11 protein-coding genes are annotated in these 17976 nt (G+C 65.6%); 7 read left to right on the forward strand and 4 right to left on the reverse strand.

Annotation, left to right across the window (positions count from 1 at the left end):
- Position 1: 1 nt before the first annotated feature.
- Both AC07VM_RS01135 and AC07VM_RS01140 read right to left on the reverse strand, forming a co-directional pair.
- On the reverse strand, positions 2-1636 hold the full coding sequence (locus tag AC07VM_RS01135) for a TIGR04028 family ABC transporter substrate-binding protein (RefSeq protein ID WP_267415387.1): 1635 nt from the start codon (positions 1634-1636) through the stop codon (positions 2-4).
- A 163-nt stretch (positions 1637-1799) separates the two neighbouring features.
- The gene (locus tag AC07VM_RS01140; RefSeq protein WP_494909650.1) at positions 1800-3206 is read right to left on the reverse strand and encodes an NtaA/DmoA family FMN-dependent monooxygenase; all 1407 of its coding nucleotides are present in this window, start codon (positions 3204-3206) and stop codon (positions 1800-1802) included.
- Positions 3207-3311: 105 nt separating this feature from the next.
- Here AC07VM_RS01140 and AC07VM_RS01145 point away from each other — a divergent pair, with 105 nt between their 5' ends.
- Both AC07VM_RS01145 and AC07VM_RS01150 read left to right on the forward strand, forming a co-directional pair.
- The gene (locus AC07VM_RS01145; RefSeq protein WP_267415389.1) at positions 3312-4298 is read left to right on the forward strand and encodes a Gfo/Idh/MocA family protein; all 987 of its coding nucleotides are present in this window, start codon (positions 3312-3314) and stop codon (positions 4296-4298) included.
- 2 nt (positions 4299-4300) lie between these two features.
- Positions 4301-5272 carry an NYN domain-containing protein gene (locus AC07VM_RS01150; protein WP_494909651.1) on the forward strand — a complete coding sequence of 324 codons (972 nt, stop codon included), beginning with the start codon at positions 4301-4303 and terminating at the stop codon, positions 5270-5272.
- A gap of 51 nt (positions 5273-5323) precedes the next feature.
- Here AC07VM_RS01150 and AC07VM_RS01155 read toward each other — a convergent pair whose 3' ends face one another.
- Positions 5324-5785 carry a DUF4265 domain-containing protein gene (locus AC07VM_RS01155; RefSeq protein ID WP_494909652.1) on the reverse strand — a complete coding sequence of 154 codons (462 nt, stop codon included), beginning with the start codon at positions 5783-5785 and terminating at the stop codon, positions 5324-5326.
- Positions 5786-6483: 698 nt separating this feature from the next.
- The gene (locus tag AC07VM_RS01160) at positions 6484-6693 is read right to left on the reverse strand and encodes a hypothetical protein (protein WP_494909653.1); all 210 of its coding nucleotides are present in this window, start codon (positions 6691-6693) and stop codon (positions 6484-6486) included.
- 45 nt (positions 6694-6738) lie between these two features.
- Between AC07VM_RS01160 and AC07VM_RS01165 the strand changes: the two genes are divergently transcribed.
- From AC07VM_RS01165 to AC07VM_RS01185, 5 genes are all read left to right on the forward strand, one after another.
- Positions 6739-7038, forward strand: a complete 300-nt coding sequence (locus AC07VM_RS01165; RefSeq protein WP_494909654.1) for a hypothetical protein — start codon at positions 6739-6741, stop codon at positions 7036-7038.
- A 206-nt stretch (positions 7039-7244) separates the two neighbouring features.
- Positions 7245-10343: a LamG-like jellyroll fold domain-containing protein gene (locus AC07VM_RS01170; protein WP_494909655.1), complete on the forward strand. Its 3099-nt coding sequence runs from the start codon at positions 7245-7247 to the stop codon at positions 10341-10343.
- 74 nt (positions 10344-10417) lie between these two features.
- Entirely contained in the window at positions 10418-17335 is a 6918-nt protein-coding gene (locus AC07VM_RS01175; RefSeq protein WP_494909656.1) for a polymorphic toxin-type HINT domain-containing protein, read from the forward strand.
- An 11-nt stretch (positions 17336-17346) separates the two neighbouring features.
- On the forward strand, positions 17347-17583 hold the full coding sequence (locus AC07VM_RS01180; RefSeq protein ID WP_494909657.1) for a hypothetical protein: 237 nt from the start codon (positions 17347-17349) through the stop codon (positions 17581-17583).
- A gap of 26 nt (positions 17584-17609) precedes the next feature.
- Positions 17610-17864 carry a DUF7660 family protein gene (locus tag AC07VM_RS01185; protein ID WP_494909658.1) on the forward strand — a complete coding sequence of 85 codons (255 nt, stop codon included), beginning with the start codon at positions 17610-17612 and terminating at the stop codon, positions 17862-17864.
- Positions 17865-17976: the final 112 nt, after the last annotated feature.

Genomic DNA, 17976 nt, shown 5'->3' on the forward strand with positions numbered 1-17976 from the left:
CTCAGTGCTCGGCGAGCCACACGCCGGAGAACGTGGGGCGTCCGACCGACTCGAAGGCCACGCCGTGCACGTAGGTCGCGGTGCCGTACACCTGCGGCTCCTCGAACAGCGGGATCACGTACGCCTGCTCGGCGATGTAGTCCTGCACGGCCTGGGAGGCCGCGATGCGCTTGTCGGCGTCGGGCTCGGAGGCGACGGCGAGCAGGAGCTCGTCGAGCTTCGCGTCCTTCGAGATCAGCACGTCGCGGTTCTTCGTGAAGTACTGGCTCTTGATCACGTCGAGGTCCGCACGGCCGACCATCGAGTGGTAGAAGCCGGTCTTCAGCGGATCGCGGGTGTCCTCGGCCGCGCTGCCGGCATCGCCGGGCTTGACCGAGAGCTCCACGCCGACCGTCGCCAGCTGCTGCGCGACCAGCTCCAGGGTCTGCTTCGACAGCGGCTGCGGCTTGGCCTCGTAGACGGTGATCGACAGGCGCTCGCCGTCCTTCTCCCGGATGCCGTCGGCGCCGGGCTTCCAGCCGGCCTCGTCGAGCAGCTTCTCCGCCTTCTTCGGGTCGTACGCGTAGTGCGCGGACTCGTCCTTGTAGCCGACCGCCTGCGAGGAGAGCACCGATGTCGCCACCGGGTAGTTCTCGGTGAAGAGCGTGTCGACGACCTCCTGCGCGTTCACGGCGGCGATGATCGCCTGGCGCACGCGGATGTCGCCGAGGAGCGGGTTCTCGGGGCGCAGCGCGATCGAGTTGTTCACGCCGCGGGTCTGCGGGGCGTAGAGGGTGAAGCCCGCGCTCTCGACGCGGTCCTCGTCGAACGCCTGCACGTAGCGGACGTAGTCGGCCTGACCGGCGAGCAGCGAGCCGATGCGCACCGAGTCCTCCGGGGTGATCAGCACGTGCACGGCGTCGAGGTAGGGGCGTCCGTCGTTGTCGACGCTGTCGGGACCCCAGTCGTAGTCGTCGCGGGCGGTGAGGGTGTACTCGGTGCCGAGCTTCTCGTCCGTGACGGTGAAGGGTCCGGAGCCGATGATCTCGGCCGCGTTGCCCGCGCCGAAGTCCTCGATCGTGCCGTCCAGCGTCTCCGGCGACAGCAGTCCCGAGTTGATGGTCGAGGTCGCCTGCAGGAACCCGGGCGACGGCGCCGTGAAGTGGAACGTCACGGTGTCCTCGTCGACCACCTCGCTGCTGGCGTAGTTGTTGATCGCCTCCGAGACGGTGAGGCCGCGCTCCGCGTCGCCCAGACCGTAGGTGTCGAAGTTCTTCGCCACCGCGGCGGCGTCGAGCGGGGTGCCGTCGGAGAAGGTCACGTCGGCGTTCAGGTTGAACGTGTACTCGGTGGCGTCGTCGTTCACGGTCCAGTCCGAGGCGATCCACGGCTCGATCTCGAGGGTCTCCGGGTTCTGCCAGGTGAGGCGCGCCGCGATGTTGTTGACGATGCCGCCGTTCGGGTAGAAGCCGGCCTGCGGCGGGTACAGGTTCGTGTAGGCCTGGTGCTCGAGATACGTGAGCGTCCCGCCGGTGACCGGGTCGCCGGCCTCGGCGGCGGAGTTCGCCGGGACGGGCGACGACGCGCAGGCCGCGAGACTGCCCGCGAGGATGAGCGGGAGCGCGACTGCGGCAGCGCGGATGAGACGACGGTTCATGCGGAGAGCCTCCTGGCTTCGGGTGCTGTGGTTCGGGTGCTGTGGATCAGGTGCTGAGGATCAGGTGCGGTGGTTCGAGTGGTGAGGGTGATCTCACGGTAGGAATCGCGGATGCCGTGGCGCGAAGCGGCGGACTCCGGATGTCGTGCGACGAAACGTGCGGTCACGCGTCGACATACGAGGAAATGCCCAGGCGGTCGCGGAGCGTCGCCCCCTCGCGCTCCCCCGCATCGCGCACCAGTCCACGGCGGCGCAGCTCGGGGACGGCGAGGCGTGTGAACGCCTCGAACTGGGCGGGTTGGAAGGCCGACAGCACGTTGAAGCCGTCCGCCGCCCCCTCGTCGCGCCAGGTCTCGAAATGGTCGGCGATCGTCCGGGCGTCGCCGACGGCGAACGCGGCGGGCACCGCGTGCGCCGCGACCAGGTGGCGCCAGGTGAGCGGCTCCCCGCGGCCCGCTCCGGAGACGTGCAGCCCGGAGACGTGCAGCCCGGCGATGCGGGCGAGACGCTCGATCAGCGCCGCGCCGCGCTCGCCGAGACGTGCGGCCTCCGCCGCGGTGACGGGTGCGTCGAACGCGACGGCGCGCAGCGGGTCGTCCGCAGCGACATCCAGGGCGTCGGCGAGCGCCGCGACCGTGCGGTTCGGCGGGAACGCGGTCCTCGACGGCTGGTGCCCCTCGGCCAGCGGGACGAGCGCCAGCAGTCGCTCGACGATGCGGTGCGCAGCGGCATCCGTGTCGGCGACGACCGGGAGCACCGGGGCGATCACCTTCAGGGCGTCCGGAGAGCGACCGGCCTCCGCCGCGATGTCCCGCAGCAGGCGCCGGGTGGCGATGCCGTCAGCGAGCGTGGGGGCCGCGGTCAGGGCGAGGTCGGCCTCGGTGGCGGCGAGCGCCCGGGAGCGGGGCGAGGTCCCGGCGTGCACGATCGGGATCCGTCCCTGCGGTGGCCGCGCGACGTTGAGAGGTCCGGTGACCCGCACCTGCTCCCCGTGCAGGTCCGCGGCGCGGAGCCCCTCGGGATCGATGAGCACGCCGCGTTCGGCATCCGCGATCCAGGCGTCCTCGTCCCAGGAGTCCCACAGCCGTCGCAGCGCCTCGACGAACTCCTCCGCGCGGTCGTAGCGCGTCTCGTTGTCGGCGTGCGCGTCGCGGCCGTGATTGCCCGCGGCGCGCGGCTCGGCGCCCGTGACGAGGTTGATGCCGGCGCGACCGCGGGTGAGCACGTCGAGTGAGGCCAGCGAACGCGCCGTCGTGTACGGGTCGGCGTAGGTCGTGTTGACGGTGGCGATCAGACCGATCCGCGACGTGATGCCGGCGAGGAAGAGCACGGCGCTCACCGGATCGATGCGCGCCAGGAGGTACGGATCGCGGAACTCCAGGTCGGGTCCGGTCGCGAGCCAGTCGCCGAAGAACAGGTAGTCGAGACCGGCATCCTCACCCTCGCGCGCGATGTGCCGCAGGATGTCGGCGTCGGCGGCGGGGTCACGGTGTGCTCCGGGCTGGCGCCAGCCCGAGGGGTAGGCGCCCAGGGTTCGCACCATGGCGCCGACGATGAGGGGTTCGGTCATGCCGTCACGGTAGGAGGCGACAAGAACCCGCGGCGAGGGCGCCGATGCCGGAGGTCATGGGGTGTAACAGTCCGACACAACCACCCCACCCTCTACGCTGAGACCATGACAGGTCTTCGTTGGGGAATCCTCGCGACCGGCGGTATCGCCGGCGCATTCGCATCCGATCTGCGCACCGCGGGGCTCGACCTGGTCGCCGTGGGGTCGCGCTCGCAGGAGTCGGCGGACGCGTTCGCCGCCCGCTTCGACATCGCGCACGCGCACCCGTCGTACGAGGCCCTGGTGGCCGACCCCGATGTCGACATCATCTACGTCTCGACGCCGCATCCGATGCACCACGAGAACGCCCGGCTCGCGCTCGAGAACGGCAAGCACGTGCTGGTCGAGAAGGCGTTCACGCTGAACCGCGCGGAGGCGGAGGACCTGCAGGCGCTCGCGGCGGAGCGCGGGCTGCTGGCGATGGAGGCGATGTGGACGCGGTACCTGCCGCACATGCTCCGCATCCACGAGCTCATCGCCGACGGCGTCCTCGGCGAGATCCGCGCCGTGAGCGCCGACCACACGCAGCTGCTGCCCACCGACCCGACGCACCGGCTCAATGCCCTCGAGCTCGGCGGCGGCGCCCTGCTCGACCTCGGCATCTACCCGATCTCCTTCATCTGGGACATCCTGGGCGCACCGACGACGATCCACGCGGTCGGTCGCCTGATCGAGACCGGTGCCGATGCCGAGGTCGCCACGGTGATGACGCACGAGGGCGGAGCGGTCTCCACCAGCCTCTCGTCCTCGCGAGCGGCCGGGCCCAACGTGGCCAGCATCATCGGCACCGCGGCGCGCATCGACATCGACACCGTCTGGTACACGCCCACCACGTTCCGCGTGGTCCTGCCGGACGGCACGGTGCAGGAGGAGTACAGCTCCCAGGTCGAGGGGCGCGGCATGCAGTTCCAGGCCCTCGCCGCCGAACGTCTGGTGCGCGACGGCGTCCTGGAGGGCGACATCCTCCCGATCGCGGAGAGCGTGGCCATCATGGGCACCCTCGATGAGATCAGAGCGCAGATCGGCGTCCGCTACCCCCGCGAGGAGATCTGATCATGGCCGAGACCACCGATGCCCGCGTCGCCGTCTACCTCGACTTCGACAACATCGTCATCTCCTGGTACGACCGGGTGCACGGACGCAACGCCTACGGCAAGGACCGGCAGCGGATCACCGAGAACCCGAACGATCCCGACGTCGTCGATCGGCTCAGCCGCGCCATGATCGAGGTCGGTGCGATCATCGACTACGCCGCCTCCTTCGGCACTTTGGTGCTGACGCGCGCCTATGCCGACTGGTCCTCGCCCGTCAACGCCGAGTACCGCTCGCAGCTCGTGGCCCGCGCCGTCGACCTCGTGCAGCTCTTCCCGGCCGCGGCCTACGCCAAGAACGGCGCCGACATCCGCCTCGCCGTGGATGCTGTCGAAGACATGTTCCGTCTGCCCGACCTCACGCACGTCGTGATCGTGGCCGGCGACAGCGACTACGTGCCGCTCGCGCAGCGCTGCAAGCGCCTCGGACGCTACGTGATCGGCGTCGGCGTCTCCGGCTCGACGGCCAAGTCGCTCGCCGCGGCCTGCGACGAGTTCGAGTCGTACGACTCGCTACCCGGCGTCGTGCGTCCGGTGAAGGCGGCTCCCGCCGTCGCCGCGAAGGCCGAGGCCGTCGCGGAGCCCGCGCCCGAGGCCGTGCCGGAGGCGGCCGACGCCCCCAAGGCCAAGGCCCCGCGCCGCGCGAAGTCGAAGGCCGCCGCCCCCAAGGTCGAGGAGCCCAAGCTCGACGAGCAGGGCGAAGCGACACAGCTGCTGGAGCGTGCCCTGCGTCTCGGCCACGACAAGGCCGACGCCGACGAGTGGCTGCACAGCTCCGCCGTGAAGACGCACATGCGTCGCATGGACCCCTCGTTCAGCGAGAAGGCCCTCGGCTACCGCTCGTTCTCCGACTTCCTCAAGTCACGCGACGACATCGCGGAACTCGAAGAGACCGGGCACGAGCGCCTGGTGCGCCTGCGCGAGCTCACGGCCTGATCGCGACGACGTCACTCCACGAAGTCGGCACCTCGCCGCTTCGCCTCCTGTTTATGCCGTTCTACCAGTTTCATACACAAGGACTCCTTGTGCTTCCATCTGCTGGAGCAGATCGGCGATTTCCTGAGCCTTCATATGGTTGTCGGCATAGACCGCGAATAGACGCGGGGATGACCATTCGACCAACCCGCCTTGCGCTTCGATAGAACGAACTATATCTGCGGCACCCGAGGATACCGAGTCCTTTACGTGAACTCGGAAGACATATCGACCCGAGCGTTCTACCACGCGTTTGACCGCGAAGAACGCGTCCACTTCGACCACGTCACCTAGAGCGATGTCATACGCGAAAAACGGTATGCAGCAGATTTCGAAGGTAGTCTCAGAAATTCTTCTGGCCCACAACTGCTCAGTGGTGACATCGGTATTCCCCGGATCGATTGGAATTCCGATGATAAAATCCGAGCGCTCACGCCACACGGGCTCGCGGTGCGTTGCTTCCTTCTGAACCATCTAGTTCACCACCGTTCTGGAGGCCAAGCCCCTCTATACCCTGGCGGGTGGGGTAACCGGACGGCCTGACGCAGGACCCTCTCGGACATAAGTCAAGGTCAGCGTTGGCGCTGCACCTCTGGCCTGTGGGCTCGAGCACGACCGCAGCCATGAGCCCCCGTCCGCCCGCATATCGAGGCTGCAATTCGACCACTATGTGACTGATATCCGGATACCCGCCCGGCTTTCACTCTGAGCGGGGGATGCCGAGGGCATCGCTGACGTGGTCATCTATCCACAGATAGCTTGCCAACCCCCACGGACCGCAAGGCCCCCTTCTCGCAGAAATCCTTCGCCGATTTTCGTCTACGTGCGACTTCCAAAACGCGTCCCAGAAGCAGAGGTCGACAAGCGTGCCCTCTTCCCCGAGGGGACGGTTCTCGAGATGACGAAAGTACCCTCTCGTCCATCCCATGCGATTCGTGAAGATCGGAGCGAGAAGTAGTTGCTGCTTGGTCGGAGTTAGCAGATCCTCGATCTCGATGCCGGGCTGAAAGACATAGATCAGGTTCGCTCCGGGCATTGGCGTGCGAGTCAGATCACGTATATCTGCCACTGCGACGCGGCCCAAGAGCCGAGGTCCTCCGGAGACCTGCATCTCGAACATGTCCCCATCAGTAGGTCGATGTCTGCTGCGTTTCAGCAGTTCCAGGTTCATATCATCTCCCGTTTGCTGTCAGCCATGGTCGCCCCCACTCGACAGCCTGATCGTAGAAAGAATGTCGCGGCGAGATACTGTTGATCAGGTTCTCAAATCCCGAATTCTGAACGATGAGCGCTTGTTCAACGGCGCGAGACTCCCCACGGGTGAGTGAGGTCCCGATAACCTGCAGCGTATCGTTCTCGCGAATCATGTTCGCGATCTTCATGTTCGACTGAGTGATGTCACCTGACCCGTCTGACCCGACCCATCCGTGACCGACACGGTCACGAGATCCTTCACCCCGGTACCGGTGATCGTGGTCACCACCGCACGCGCGGACGTCTTCCCCGTCTCCGGATCCGTCGCCAGCACCAGGTCACCGAGCTCGATCTTCTCGATCTCCTTCTTCGCCCCGTCCGCCATCAACACCGACGTACCCGGCACGAAACTATTCGCCGCACACGACGACATCGGCCGACTCCCACCCGACGACGACGGCCTCGCCCCCGCGGACGGACGAATGCTCTGCAACGGCGAACTCGACGGACGCACCGACGCCCCCGCCACCTGACCGCCGCGAGACGCAAGAGGTTTGAACGCACTCGACACCACGCCTGAGAGACGGTTGGGACGTTGCCAAATCCAATCGTTTGACATTCAGAAGATTCACAGAATATGATCAGCTCGCTCAATGGTTGAGAGGCCGGGTCGATGTGATCGACCGCGACACCTCGTCGCGCGCTGAGCGGTATTTAGCTGGCGTTGCGAGGAGCAATCATGGGTGTGCTGTCTTCAATCGAGCGTTCGACCGCGCGCCAGCGCTGGATCGCGGGCGGACTCGTCGCTGTTCTCGCCGCCACCGGAATCGTCGTGGCGGTCAACCTAGCTGGCTCTCCGGGAGCCGACTGCGCCGAGTTGCGCGCGTCGAGCGCGAACGAAGCCGGTGTCAAGGCTGCGGCGTGCGACTCGGACGTCGAGGTGTTGGATGAGCGCACTCCGTGGGTGTCCGTCTACGCCCAGCCGGATGGTCGTACGAGGATGACGGTCGACGCAGTCGCCGGCCGCACGAGCATCAACGGCGAATGGCAAGACGTCGACCCCGCCATCGCGACGGAACCCTCGACCACAGCCGACGCGGCTGATGCCGCCGAGGGCCCCACCGGCACGCCGGCCGCGTCCGATGTCATCCCGGATGACGTTGATGAGACCGTAGCCCCTGATACCGATCGGATGCTCTCCGTCGAAGCTCCCGTGTATCCGATGTGGTTCAACCCGGGCGGCGAGACCGGAATAGGCATGCCGTTGGGCGTGGTTCAGAGGGACGATGCGTGGGTGGCGATGCGGTTCCCGTTCGCGCTCCCGACGCCTGTCGTCGATGGGCGGTTTGTCACCTATCCGCTCGCTGATGGCGTGCGGCTCACCCTTTCCGTGATGGAGGACGGCTCCGGATTCCGTCCGATCCTCGAACTGGACTCTGCGGATGCGACCGAATGGTGGCGGACCGCACTCGCTTCGGTGCGACAGGCTGCCGATCTTCCGGGCGATGGCTTTGATGTGCCATATCGGGTGTACTCCTCTGAGGGGCTGACCTTGCGAGGAATCGATGAGGTCGGATTCGAGATCGTTGACGGTGACGAGAACTCGGTGTTCTGGTCGCCGCAGTCGTCGATGTGGGACTCCGCTGCCGATGAGGCTTCCGAGGAACTTGTGGAACGTATCGAGTTCCCCACGCCCGGCGATCGAGTGTTCGACATGCCAGTGCGAGTGGTGGGCGCCGACGGCGGCGCCGGATACGTGGTGGCAGAACCGAACGAACAGATGCTGACGGATCCGGACGCGGCGTGGCCGATGCACATCGACCCGTCTCTCGGCGCACGAACGCCGACCGAGTGGATCGCGATCCGTACGGGCGGATACACGTCTTCGATCTACAAGTGGGCTGACACCGCGAGTCGAGTGGGCGAGTCGATGGGATACTGCTCCACGACCTGGACATCGGCCTGCGTCACCACGTTCACGTCCCGTCTGGTGTGGGAGTTCGGCGACAGCACGCTCGCTTCCTGGATGAAGACGCTTTCGGGCGCGGATATCGTGTCCGCAGAGTTTTCGGCGGATCCGGGCCAACGAGGAAACTGCACGTCCTCTCGCACAGACGCGTACATGACCGATTCGATCGCGGGGACCGCGTCGAACTGGGGTAATTTGCGATTTTCGGTGTACCAGGCCAACATCACCGCGCCGCAAGGCGATGCGTGTACGGACGCAGGCGTTCGTCGAGGCTGGAACGTCCTCGCCGGCGTCAAAACGGCGGCGGACTCGAATTACGGTTCGATGACCTTCGGACTGAAGGCGAACAACGAGACGACTTCGAGCGGATACAAGACGTACAAGAGCGACGCGCGCTTGACGATCGTCTACAACCGTCCGCCGAACAAGCCGACGGGTGTCAAGCTCGCATCGCCGTCCGTCGCTTGCACCTCCGGGGTCAACCGCCCGGCGATCGCGACGACGACGCCCACGCTGACCGGTGTTGTCTCCGATCCCGATGGTGGGACGGTGCAGGCCCACTTCCAGATCGTGCAGGCGGGGACGGCAACCGAAGTCTGGAACAGCGGGACCCTCGCTGCGAAGGCGTCCGGATCTGCCTTCAGCGCTGCCGTGACGGCCGGGAAGCTTGTGAACGGGCAGTCGTATCAATACCGGGTCACGGCCACAGATGGTTCGAAATGGTCGGGGTGGTCGACAGCCTTGTGCGAGTTCTCCGTTGACACCAGCAAGCCTGCAGCACCCGCGATCGCTCCCGTGCGAACGGGGGGCGTGACCGCTGTATACGACGAGGGCGTCGAGCGTGGGGGAGTCGGATTCGACGGGAAGTTCACGCTCAGTAGAGCGGGCGCCACTGACGTCAAGTCGTTCTCATACTCCTACAACAGCACAACGCTCGCTACGAGCGTCGTGCCCGACGCGGCAGGCACTGCGGTTATCCCCTTCTCACCCACGGCAGCCGGACCGGTGGTGCTGCGAGTTCTCAGCGTGGATAGTGCGGGAAACAAGTCGGAGACGACAAGCTACGCGTTCGACGTGGGAGCAGCGAAAGAGGACGGCATCTGGATGCTTGATGAAGGCGACGGCTCAGAGGCCGCCGACACGAGTGGCAAGGGCGCAGCTCGCAGCATGACGGTGGATGGTGCGTCTTGGACGACCGGTCCGCACGCGCTGTTCGGATCCCGAACCGGCGATCGCGCATTGACCTTTGACGGCGCCGATGACCTCGCCAGCACCGGCCCCATCGTCGACACGCGCAAGTCCTTCGTTGTGTCCGCATACGTGTGGCTCGATGCGGAGAAGATCAAGACCGGCACTTACACCGCGGTATCCCAAGACGGGGTCGCTCAGTCCGGGTTCGACATGACGTACGTACCGTCGTGCACAGTCACGACGACGGGGTGCTGGACGTTCGGGATGAAGAACACGGACTCGAATGCTGCGCCGTCGACCACGGCCACATCCGAAAACCCCGTCGTCGGCGATCAATGGGTGCATCTCGTGGGAGCCCACGACGCTACGGCAAAGACAGTGAAGCTCTGGGTCTGCGAGATCGGCACGCCCGCAGTTCCTGGAGCGGGTTCTCCTGTCTCCGTCTCTGCGCCGCGATCATCGACCGCATGGTCGGCCACCGGCGGGCTGGTCATCGGGCGCGGCCTGGTAGACGGTATTGGCGCGAACTGGTGGCCGGGACGCATCGACAACGTTCGAGTCTTCTCCGGTCAGGTTCTGTCAGAGGCAAAGATCCGGAGGATGTGCCAGGGCGCCGAAGCTCAAGACTTCAGCACCGGGCTCGACGCCCTTGACCCCACGACGACGAACGGAGAATGAGCATGGGACGGAAATACGCCATGGTTCGCTCGGGAAACCGAGCAGTCCGCACTCTCCGGTCGAAGCTCGTCACGATGAGCGTCGCCGCAGGGCTCGCGGTCGTCATCGCTGTGGATCCGGTCGGACTCGGCGTCGTTGCCAGCGGGGAGGCTCGCGCGGCGACGTCGCCGGAGGACCGTTCCTCGAACCTCGCCGCTGCGCTCGGGAAAGTCGTCGGCGAAGCCACTGCGCCGGCGACGCCGCTCGGAGGCGCTTGGCCCCAGACAGCAGCAGCGGGTCTTCCCCTGCCGGGCGCAGACCTGCCCGTCCCCGATGAGGCGACCGTCGAAGTGCCGGCCTCTTCGGCGGCAAGCACTGACCTGGGCGGAATGACAGTCGAGGTTGCCGGGACCGATGGCGGCGCGTCTCCTGATGCGGTGACGTTGAAAGTCGAAGATGCGGCGACCGCTGAAGCTGCCGGTGTGACAGGGGTGCTCCTCGACGTCATCGATGCGAGCGCCGGTGGGACAACGGGTGATCTCACGGTCGATCTCACTCTGTCGTACGAGCAGTTCGCGGGCGCGATCGGCGGCGACTGGGCGTCGCGACTCCGGCTCGTCCGAGTCCCCGATTGTGCACGCGAAACTCCGAACGCTCCGGAATGTCGGCCCGAGCCGATCCCGTCGACGAACGATGCCACGGCGCGCACGGTCACCGGCACGGTTCCGGTCGAGTCCGCATCAGCATCGGGGGGAGGGGCAGCTGCTGCATCGACGACGGGCGCGCTCCTGGTGCCGACCGCGGTCTCTGCGGAGGGCAGTTCAATCGCATTGGCCGCTGGAGCGTCAGGCTCATCCGGGGACTGGACACAGACCGGGTTCTCCCCATCTTCGTCGTGGGGTGCATCGGGGAACACGGGCGCATTCACCTGGTCTTACCCGCTAGAGCTCCCTGAGGCAGTAGGGCCGTCACCCGACCTTTCGCTGTCGTACTCGTCGGCAGTGTCCGACGGCCGCGTTCCCTCCGCGAACAACCAAGCAGGCTGGATAGGTGAGGGATTCGACCTGACATCGAGCTACGTCGAGCGTCAGTACAAGCCGTGCACGGAGGACGCCCGAAGCGGCTCCAACAACGTAAACCGTGAGAACGGCGATCTGTGCTGGGGCCCGGCGAACGCGACGTTGGTCCTCAACGGGGCCTCGAATCCGCTCGTCTACGACTCTGCCGCGAAGACATGGCAGTCCAAGTCGGTCGATGGGTCGCGCGTCGAGTTGCTGACGGCCGGCTGGAACGGCGTCGGGTCAGCTGAGTACTGGAAAGTGACGACTGTCGACGGTACCCAGTACTTCTTCGGCCGTGGCAAGACATCTTCCGCCGGGGCAGATCTCAAGTCGGCCTGGTCGGTTCCGGTGTACGGCAACGACAGTGGTGAGGCCTGCTACAAGGCGGCTGCAGACGGCGGGTTCGCCTCCTCGCGGTGCAACCAGGTCTGGCGCTGGAACCTCGATCATGTCGTCGATCCTTCGGGCAATACGATGACATATTCCTACGCGACCGAGACGAACAGCTACGTCGCCGATTACGCGAACAACACTGCCTGGACGACGACGCCGTATGTATCGGGCGGGCGACTGACGAAGATCGAGTACGGAACGCGCACCGGATCCTCCGGCAGCGCACCATACCGAATCGTGCTCGGAACCGAAGCTCGGTGCGTCACGGACCGCGCGGACGGCGCTTCAGTATGCTCCGGAGGGCACGTCGAGACCGACAAGAGTCGCTGGCTTGACACGCCCACCGACCTGCAATGCACCGCGAGCACTGCGGAGTGCAAGAGCGTGACGCCGGTGTTCTTCGATACCACTCGTCTCGCGAAGATCACTGCGCAGAGCTGGGACGGCAGCGCGTATCAGGACATCGATGCCTGGGCGTTCACTCAGCGTTACGTCGGCGAGGGGGACTCCGGTCTGGCGAACGTCGCGGACGCGGCCGTTCTGCGTCTGGACCGCGTCACTCGGACGGGCCGCGGCGGCACGGCATCGACGGCCGACGACATCGCCCTGCCCCCGGTCGAGTTCACGTACATGTCCATGCCGAATCGTGTCGACACGGCGAGCGACGGCCAAACCGGCCTCTGGCGTCCTCGTGTCATCCGCGTGCGCACCGACTCCGGCGGCGCGGTGAACGTTGCCTATCGCACGGAGTGCGAAGCGGCGACTGTGCCGGCGACGACGGATGCGGCACAGGCTGCAAACCCCAAGCTGTGTTACTTGGTGAAGTGGCAGCCCGATGGCGAGTTGGTCGCTCAGAACCATTGGTTCCACAAGTACGTGGTCGAGAGCATCGTCGAGGACGCTGCACCTCATGTCGGCGAGAGCCAATCACTCATCACGGGGTCGCTCTCGACGACCACCAGGTTCACGTACCTGGGCGGCGCCAAGTGGGTCAAGCCGACCGGGCCGATGGTCGACGCCAACCAGGTCACGTACTCTGACTTCCGTGGATTCGCGCAGGTCGCAACGGTTCTCGGAGAGGGCGCAGAACAGACCACTGCAGAGAAGAGCACGTACTTCCGAGGGACTGGTGCGACGCTCACGGCCGGCGCGGCAGGGCAGACCATCAGCGCGGTTGATCGCGAGGAGTTCGCGGGCCAGGTGTTCGCCAGCGAGAAGCTCAACGGCTCGACCAAAGTGTCGGAGACCGTCAGCGAACCGGCCACTCCCGTCGTCGTGGCGACCGGATCGGGTGGTCTGAAAGCGACGCGGATTCCGTCGACGACGACCTTCGGGTTCACGTACAGCGCGGGAGGCGCCCTCGTCCATCGCACCTCGGCGACGACCACCAATGACTCGAGTGGTTTGCCGGTCTCTGTCGAAGATCGAGGCGATCTCACATCGACTGCCGACGATGTGTGCACGAAGACGACATATCGTCGCGATGGTGGATTCTCCGAGGCCAACAAGCTCTCCTACGCCTCGAAGACCGAGAGCTTCGCGGCATCGTGCAGTGGCACGCTCACCTCAGCCACGCTGATCTCTCGGGAGACCGCGACGTATGACGATGCGGGACGCATGGTCGAGACGAAGTCAGTCGACCCAGCCAACGGCGCTGCCGACATTGTCCGCACCAAGGCCACGTACGACTCGTCGGGGCACACCCTCACGAGCCATGACGCTGCCGGGAACGTGACGACCCTGGTTTACACGCTCGGCGCCGGCGGGCAGGTGGCCAAGGTCGTCACGACGTCGCCCGACCCGGACGGTGCGGGCGAGGTCACGTCTTTCACCTCAACCCAGGTGTTCAACCCGCTGACGGGGATGCCGATCTCGACGACCGATCAAAACGGCAAGTCGACCAAGGGCACGTATGACTCGCTCGGCCGGCCCACGAGCGTGACATACCCGCAGCATGCTGACACCGCGAAGCCGTCCGTTCAGTACGAATACGTGGTGGCGACCAACGGACTGAATGCCGTCATCACTCGGACCCTCGGCGCAGACGGAAAGCGCCAGCACGCGTCGGTCGTGCTGTACGACGGCATGCTGCGCCCCTTCCAATCCCAAGTCGAGAGCGCCGATGCCACGGATGCCAGCGGCAGTCGATCGGTGTCGCATATCTACTACGACTCGGCTGGCCGCACGGTCAAGAAGACCGCTCCCTGGTCTGCTCAGGGTTGGCCGAGCGGCCAAGCGATCGTTCCGATCGCTGTTCCGCCCGCACACACCACCTATGTCTATGACAAAGCCGGGCGAGTTACCGACGAGGTGCTGTGGGTCGGCACGGACTCCGAGCCGACGAATGAGAAGTGGCGCACGAAGACCGCGTACGACGGCGCGGCGACGCTGACGATCCCGCCCAGGGGAGGGGTGCCCACCGAGACCGTCGTGGATGCTCTCGGACGAACCGTCGAGCTTCGTGAATACCTCCGAGACCCGGTATCTCAGGCCAACGTGGTCACGGCTGCCGGGGTGCGAGCGCTGACGAAGCAGACGACCGCGTACACGTATGACGCAGCTGGTCGAATGCTGACGATGAAGAACCCTGCCGGGGATGTCTGGAAGAAGACATACGACGTGGCCGGGCAACTCGTGTCTTCCACCGATCCCGACGCCGGGGTATCAACGAGCACCTACGACATCCTCGGGCGGGTCGCCACGCAGACCGACGCGAACGGCGCGAAGCTCGCCTACACGTACGACGCCCTCGGGCGTGTGACGAGCCTGCGCGACAGCAGTGCGAGCGGACCCGTCCGGGCGACCTGGGAATACGACGCGTCGCTGCTCGACGGCAGCGACGCGCGAGCGCTCGGTCAGCTCAGCACCTCGAAGCGGATCATCGGAGGGAAGGAGTACATCACATCCTTCCCCGTATACGACACTGCCTATCGACCCTTGGAAGTTCAGACGAGTCTGCCCGCCGACAGCGCGCTGAACGGCTTGTCCGGCGCGGAGTTCACGACGGCGTATTCCTACGCCGCGGACGGGCAGGTCGCGCAGGTCACCTACCCGCAGGTGAAGGACGGCGAGACGACCGTCCTCGGTGCGGAAACTGTAACCACTCGGTTCAATCAGCGCTCGATGCCGTCCTGGATGGGAAGCGGATTCGGATGGGGCGTCTACGTCGCTGACGCGAGGTGGACGCACGACGGAAAGCCGCTGCTGCAAGACCTCGGGAACACCTATGGTGCGGCAGTCACCTACGACTGGGAAACGGGCACGAACCGTCTGCATACCATTCGTCTCGATAGAGAGCGAGTGGATGGCACAGAGCTCGACACACGCTACTCGTACGATGCGGCTGGCAACGTCACGAGCCTCATCGATGCTCCGGTGAACGCTGCCGTTGCCGGTGCCTTCGACGCTCAGTGCTTCGCGTACGACAGCCTGCGTCGCCTCAAGACCGCGTGGACTGCCGCTGACAAGGCGTGCTCGGCAAGTCAGGTGACCCAGGCCGTAGTCGGCGGTGCGTCACCGTACTGGACCGACTACGAGTACGACCCGCTCGGCAATCGCACGAAGATGACGGAGCACGCGTCGTCAGGCAACTCCGTCACCACGTATGACCACGGTGACGGTGCAGCAGGCCCGCATCAGCTCACGTCGATGACCAAGACGACCGGCGGCGTCGCCGTGACGACCGGCTTCACGTGGGACGCCGCAGGGAACCAGACGTCGCGCACCGCCGATGCCAATCTGCAGACGCAGACCTGGGACGCCGAGGGCGAGCTCGTCTCGATCTCAGGTGGTGACGAAGACGTCTCGAACGTCTTCGACGCGAACGGCGTTCGGCTCATTCGCACCGATGAGGCAGGGGCGACCCTGTTCCTCCCCGGCGGTCAGGAAGTACGCGCGACCGCGACCGCTGTTTCGGCGACGAGGTGGTACTCGTTCGGCGGTGTGAACGTCGCGGTGCGGACCGGCACGGGCATGGCCGGAGTGAGCAGCGTGGTCGCCGATGCGCACGGTACGCCTCTCGCCTACGTGCACAACACGGACTGGGCGGCAGCGGTGAGGCGTGTTCGCACGGATCCCTTTGGGGCGGCGAGGGCGGGCGCGGCCGGGACGCTGGCGGGCCGCGGATTCTTGGGGGCACCGGCAGACTCCTCGGGTCTGACGTTGTTGGGGGCGCGGTTCTTCGACCCCGATACCGGCACCTTCCTCAGCCCGGATCCAGAGCTGACCGCGGGCGTGCCGGCGCAATTCAATGCGTACGTGTACTCGGGGAACAACCCGTTGACGTGGTCCGACCCGTCGGGGCGGAACTGGTTCGGCGATATCTTCAAGTCCGCGAAGAAGTTCGTGAAGAAGTACCAGGCGGAGATCGCAGGTGCGGTGGTTGGAACCCTCGTCACGGCCGGGTGCCTAGCGGTGACGGCTGGTGCGGGCAGCGTCGGTTGCGCGATCGCCGGCGGCGCGGCGGGTGCGGCCACAACGAACGTGTGGAAGCAGTCGCAGTCGAAGAAGCCATTCAATATCGGCAGTTTCGCTCGGGACACGGTGATGGGTGCTGCGGTCGGGTGGGCGTTGGGTCCGGTGGCTGCGGTGGTGGGCAAGGCGATCACTCCGGTGGCGAACAGGGTGACGGCTGCGGTGTCGAGTGCGTTCAAACCGCTCGCGTCCCGTGGGGGTCAGGTGGCGGGGGCGTCGGTGCGTCCGTCGAGTTCGCCGTTGCAGAGCATTCGTCCGTCCGCGGGGGCGAAGCCGTCGTCGTCGGGTGGGAGTCGGCCGATGTCGTCGTGTGCGGCGAATAGTTTTGTGCCGGGCACGTCGGTGTTGATGGCGGACGGGGCGAAGAAGGAAATCGAGAAGATCGAGCTCGGTGACCTGGTGCTGGCGACGGATCCGGAGACGGGGAAGACGTCCGCGCGTGCGGTGGTGACCACGATCACCGGTACCGGGGTGAAGGATCTCGTGACCGTGTCGGTCACGGATAGGTCGGGGTACACGGGGCAGGTGACCGCGACTGCGGGTCACCCGTTCTGGGTGCCCGACATCCAGAAGTGGGTGGACGCGGGAGAGCTGCGTCCGGGGATGTGGGTGCAGACCTCGTCTGGTACCTGGGTGCAGGTCACCGCGATCGAGCACGATCACCGTGAGCAGACCGTCCACAACCTCACCATCAACACCACCCACACGTACAGCGTCTACGCTGGTGCCGACGCTGTTGTCACCCACAACTGCGGCGTGAATGCCCCCATAGCAACTTCTGGGGCTGATGATGCGCTGAACGGTGTACGACTTCGAGCGCAGCTGACCGGCGAGGAGATCGCGGGAGGCCATGCCTTCCGCAAGCACGTCGTAGAGGGCGGTGAGTTCCCTGGAATCACAACGCGTTCGCAGTTCGCTCAACACATTGAAGATGTCGTCTCGAATGGCGTGACGCGGACGTTGGGAAGCGGCCGTACTGCGTTCTGGCAGAGCGGAACGGTTGTAATCCGAAATCCGAAATCAGTTGACGGCGGAACTGCATTCCGGCCGAGGGATGGTTACGACTACTTCCTTGGAATGAACTGAGGAGACGATGAATGAAACTCTTGAAACCCGATAGTCGTAATGCTGAGAAGCAGCATATCGATGAAAAAGAAGTCACGATTGCGGCAACGAGGGATGAGCTCATACTGCTGGCCAATTCGCTCAATGAGGCGCTGGAGGCCGTTGAAGACTGGGAGTTCGATACGAGGCTGGGTAGCTCGGTCGACGAGGCGCGAGCACTCCACGCGACGATCAATGAGATCCTGCGGCACGACGCGGCGCGACAGTGAGCCGACCAGAAGAGGAAGGGGCCAGCATGGAGGATGAACGTGTCGACCTCAAGGACATGGATCGCGACGAGTTCGCCCAGTTTCTCGCGAGGCTGGCGAATTCGGCGCAGGAGACAGCTGAAGCGTGGGAGAACGCTACCGTTCCTGGTTTCCTTCGAGCATGGGCGGGATGGATCAGCGATATGGATGGATACTTCCTGAACAGCGGACAGGACATCCCCCGGGGAGCTTCAAGGCAGCTGATCGCGCAGTCCCTTCTTGCCGCTCGAGTGTACGAATAGGATGGCCAGCCACGCGAGTGCCGCGCTCCCCCAACATCTCCCGACGACCACGCACATCGATGTCGTGAAATGGGGAGGCGGAGCGCTCACCTGGCTCACCGATAGAGGAGAG

This window comes from Microbacterium sp. GW821-FHT01D02, from assembly GCF_059422585.1.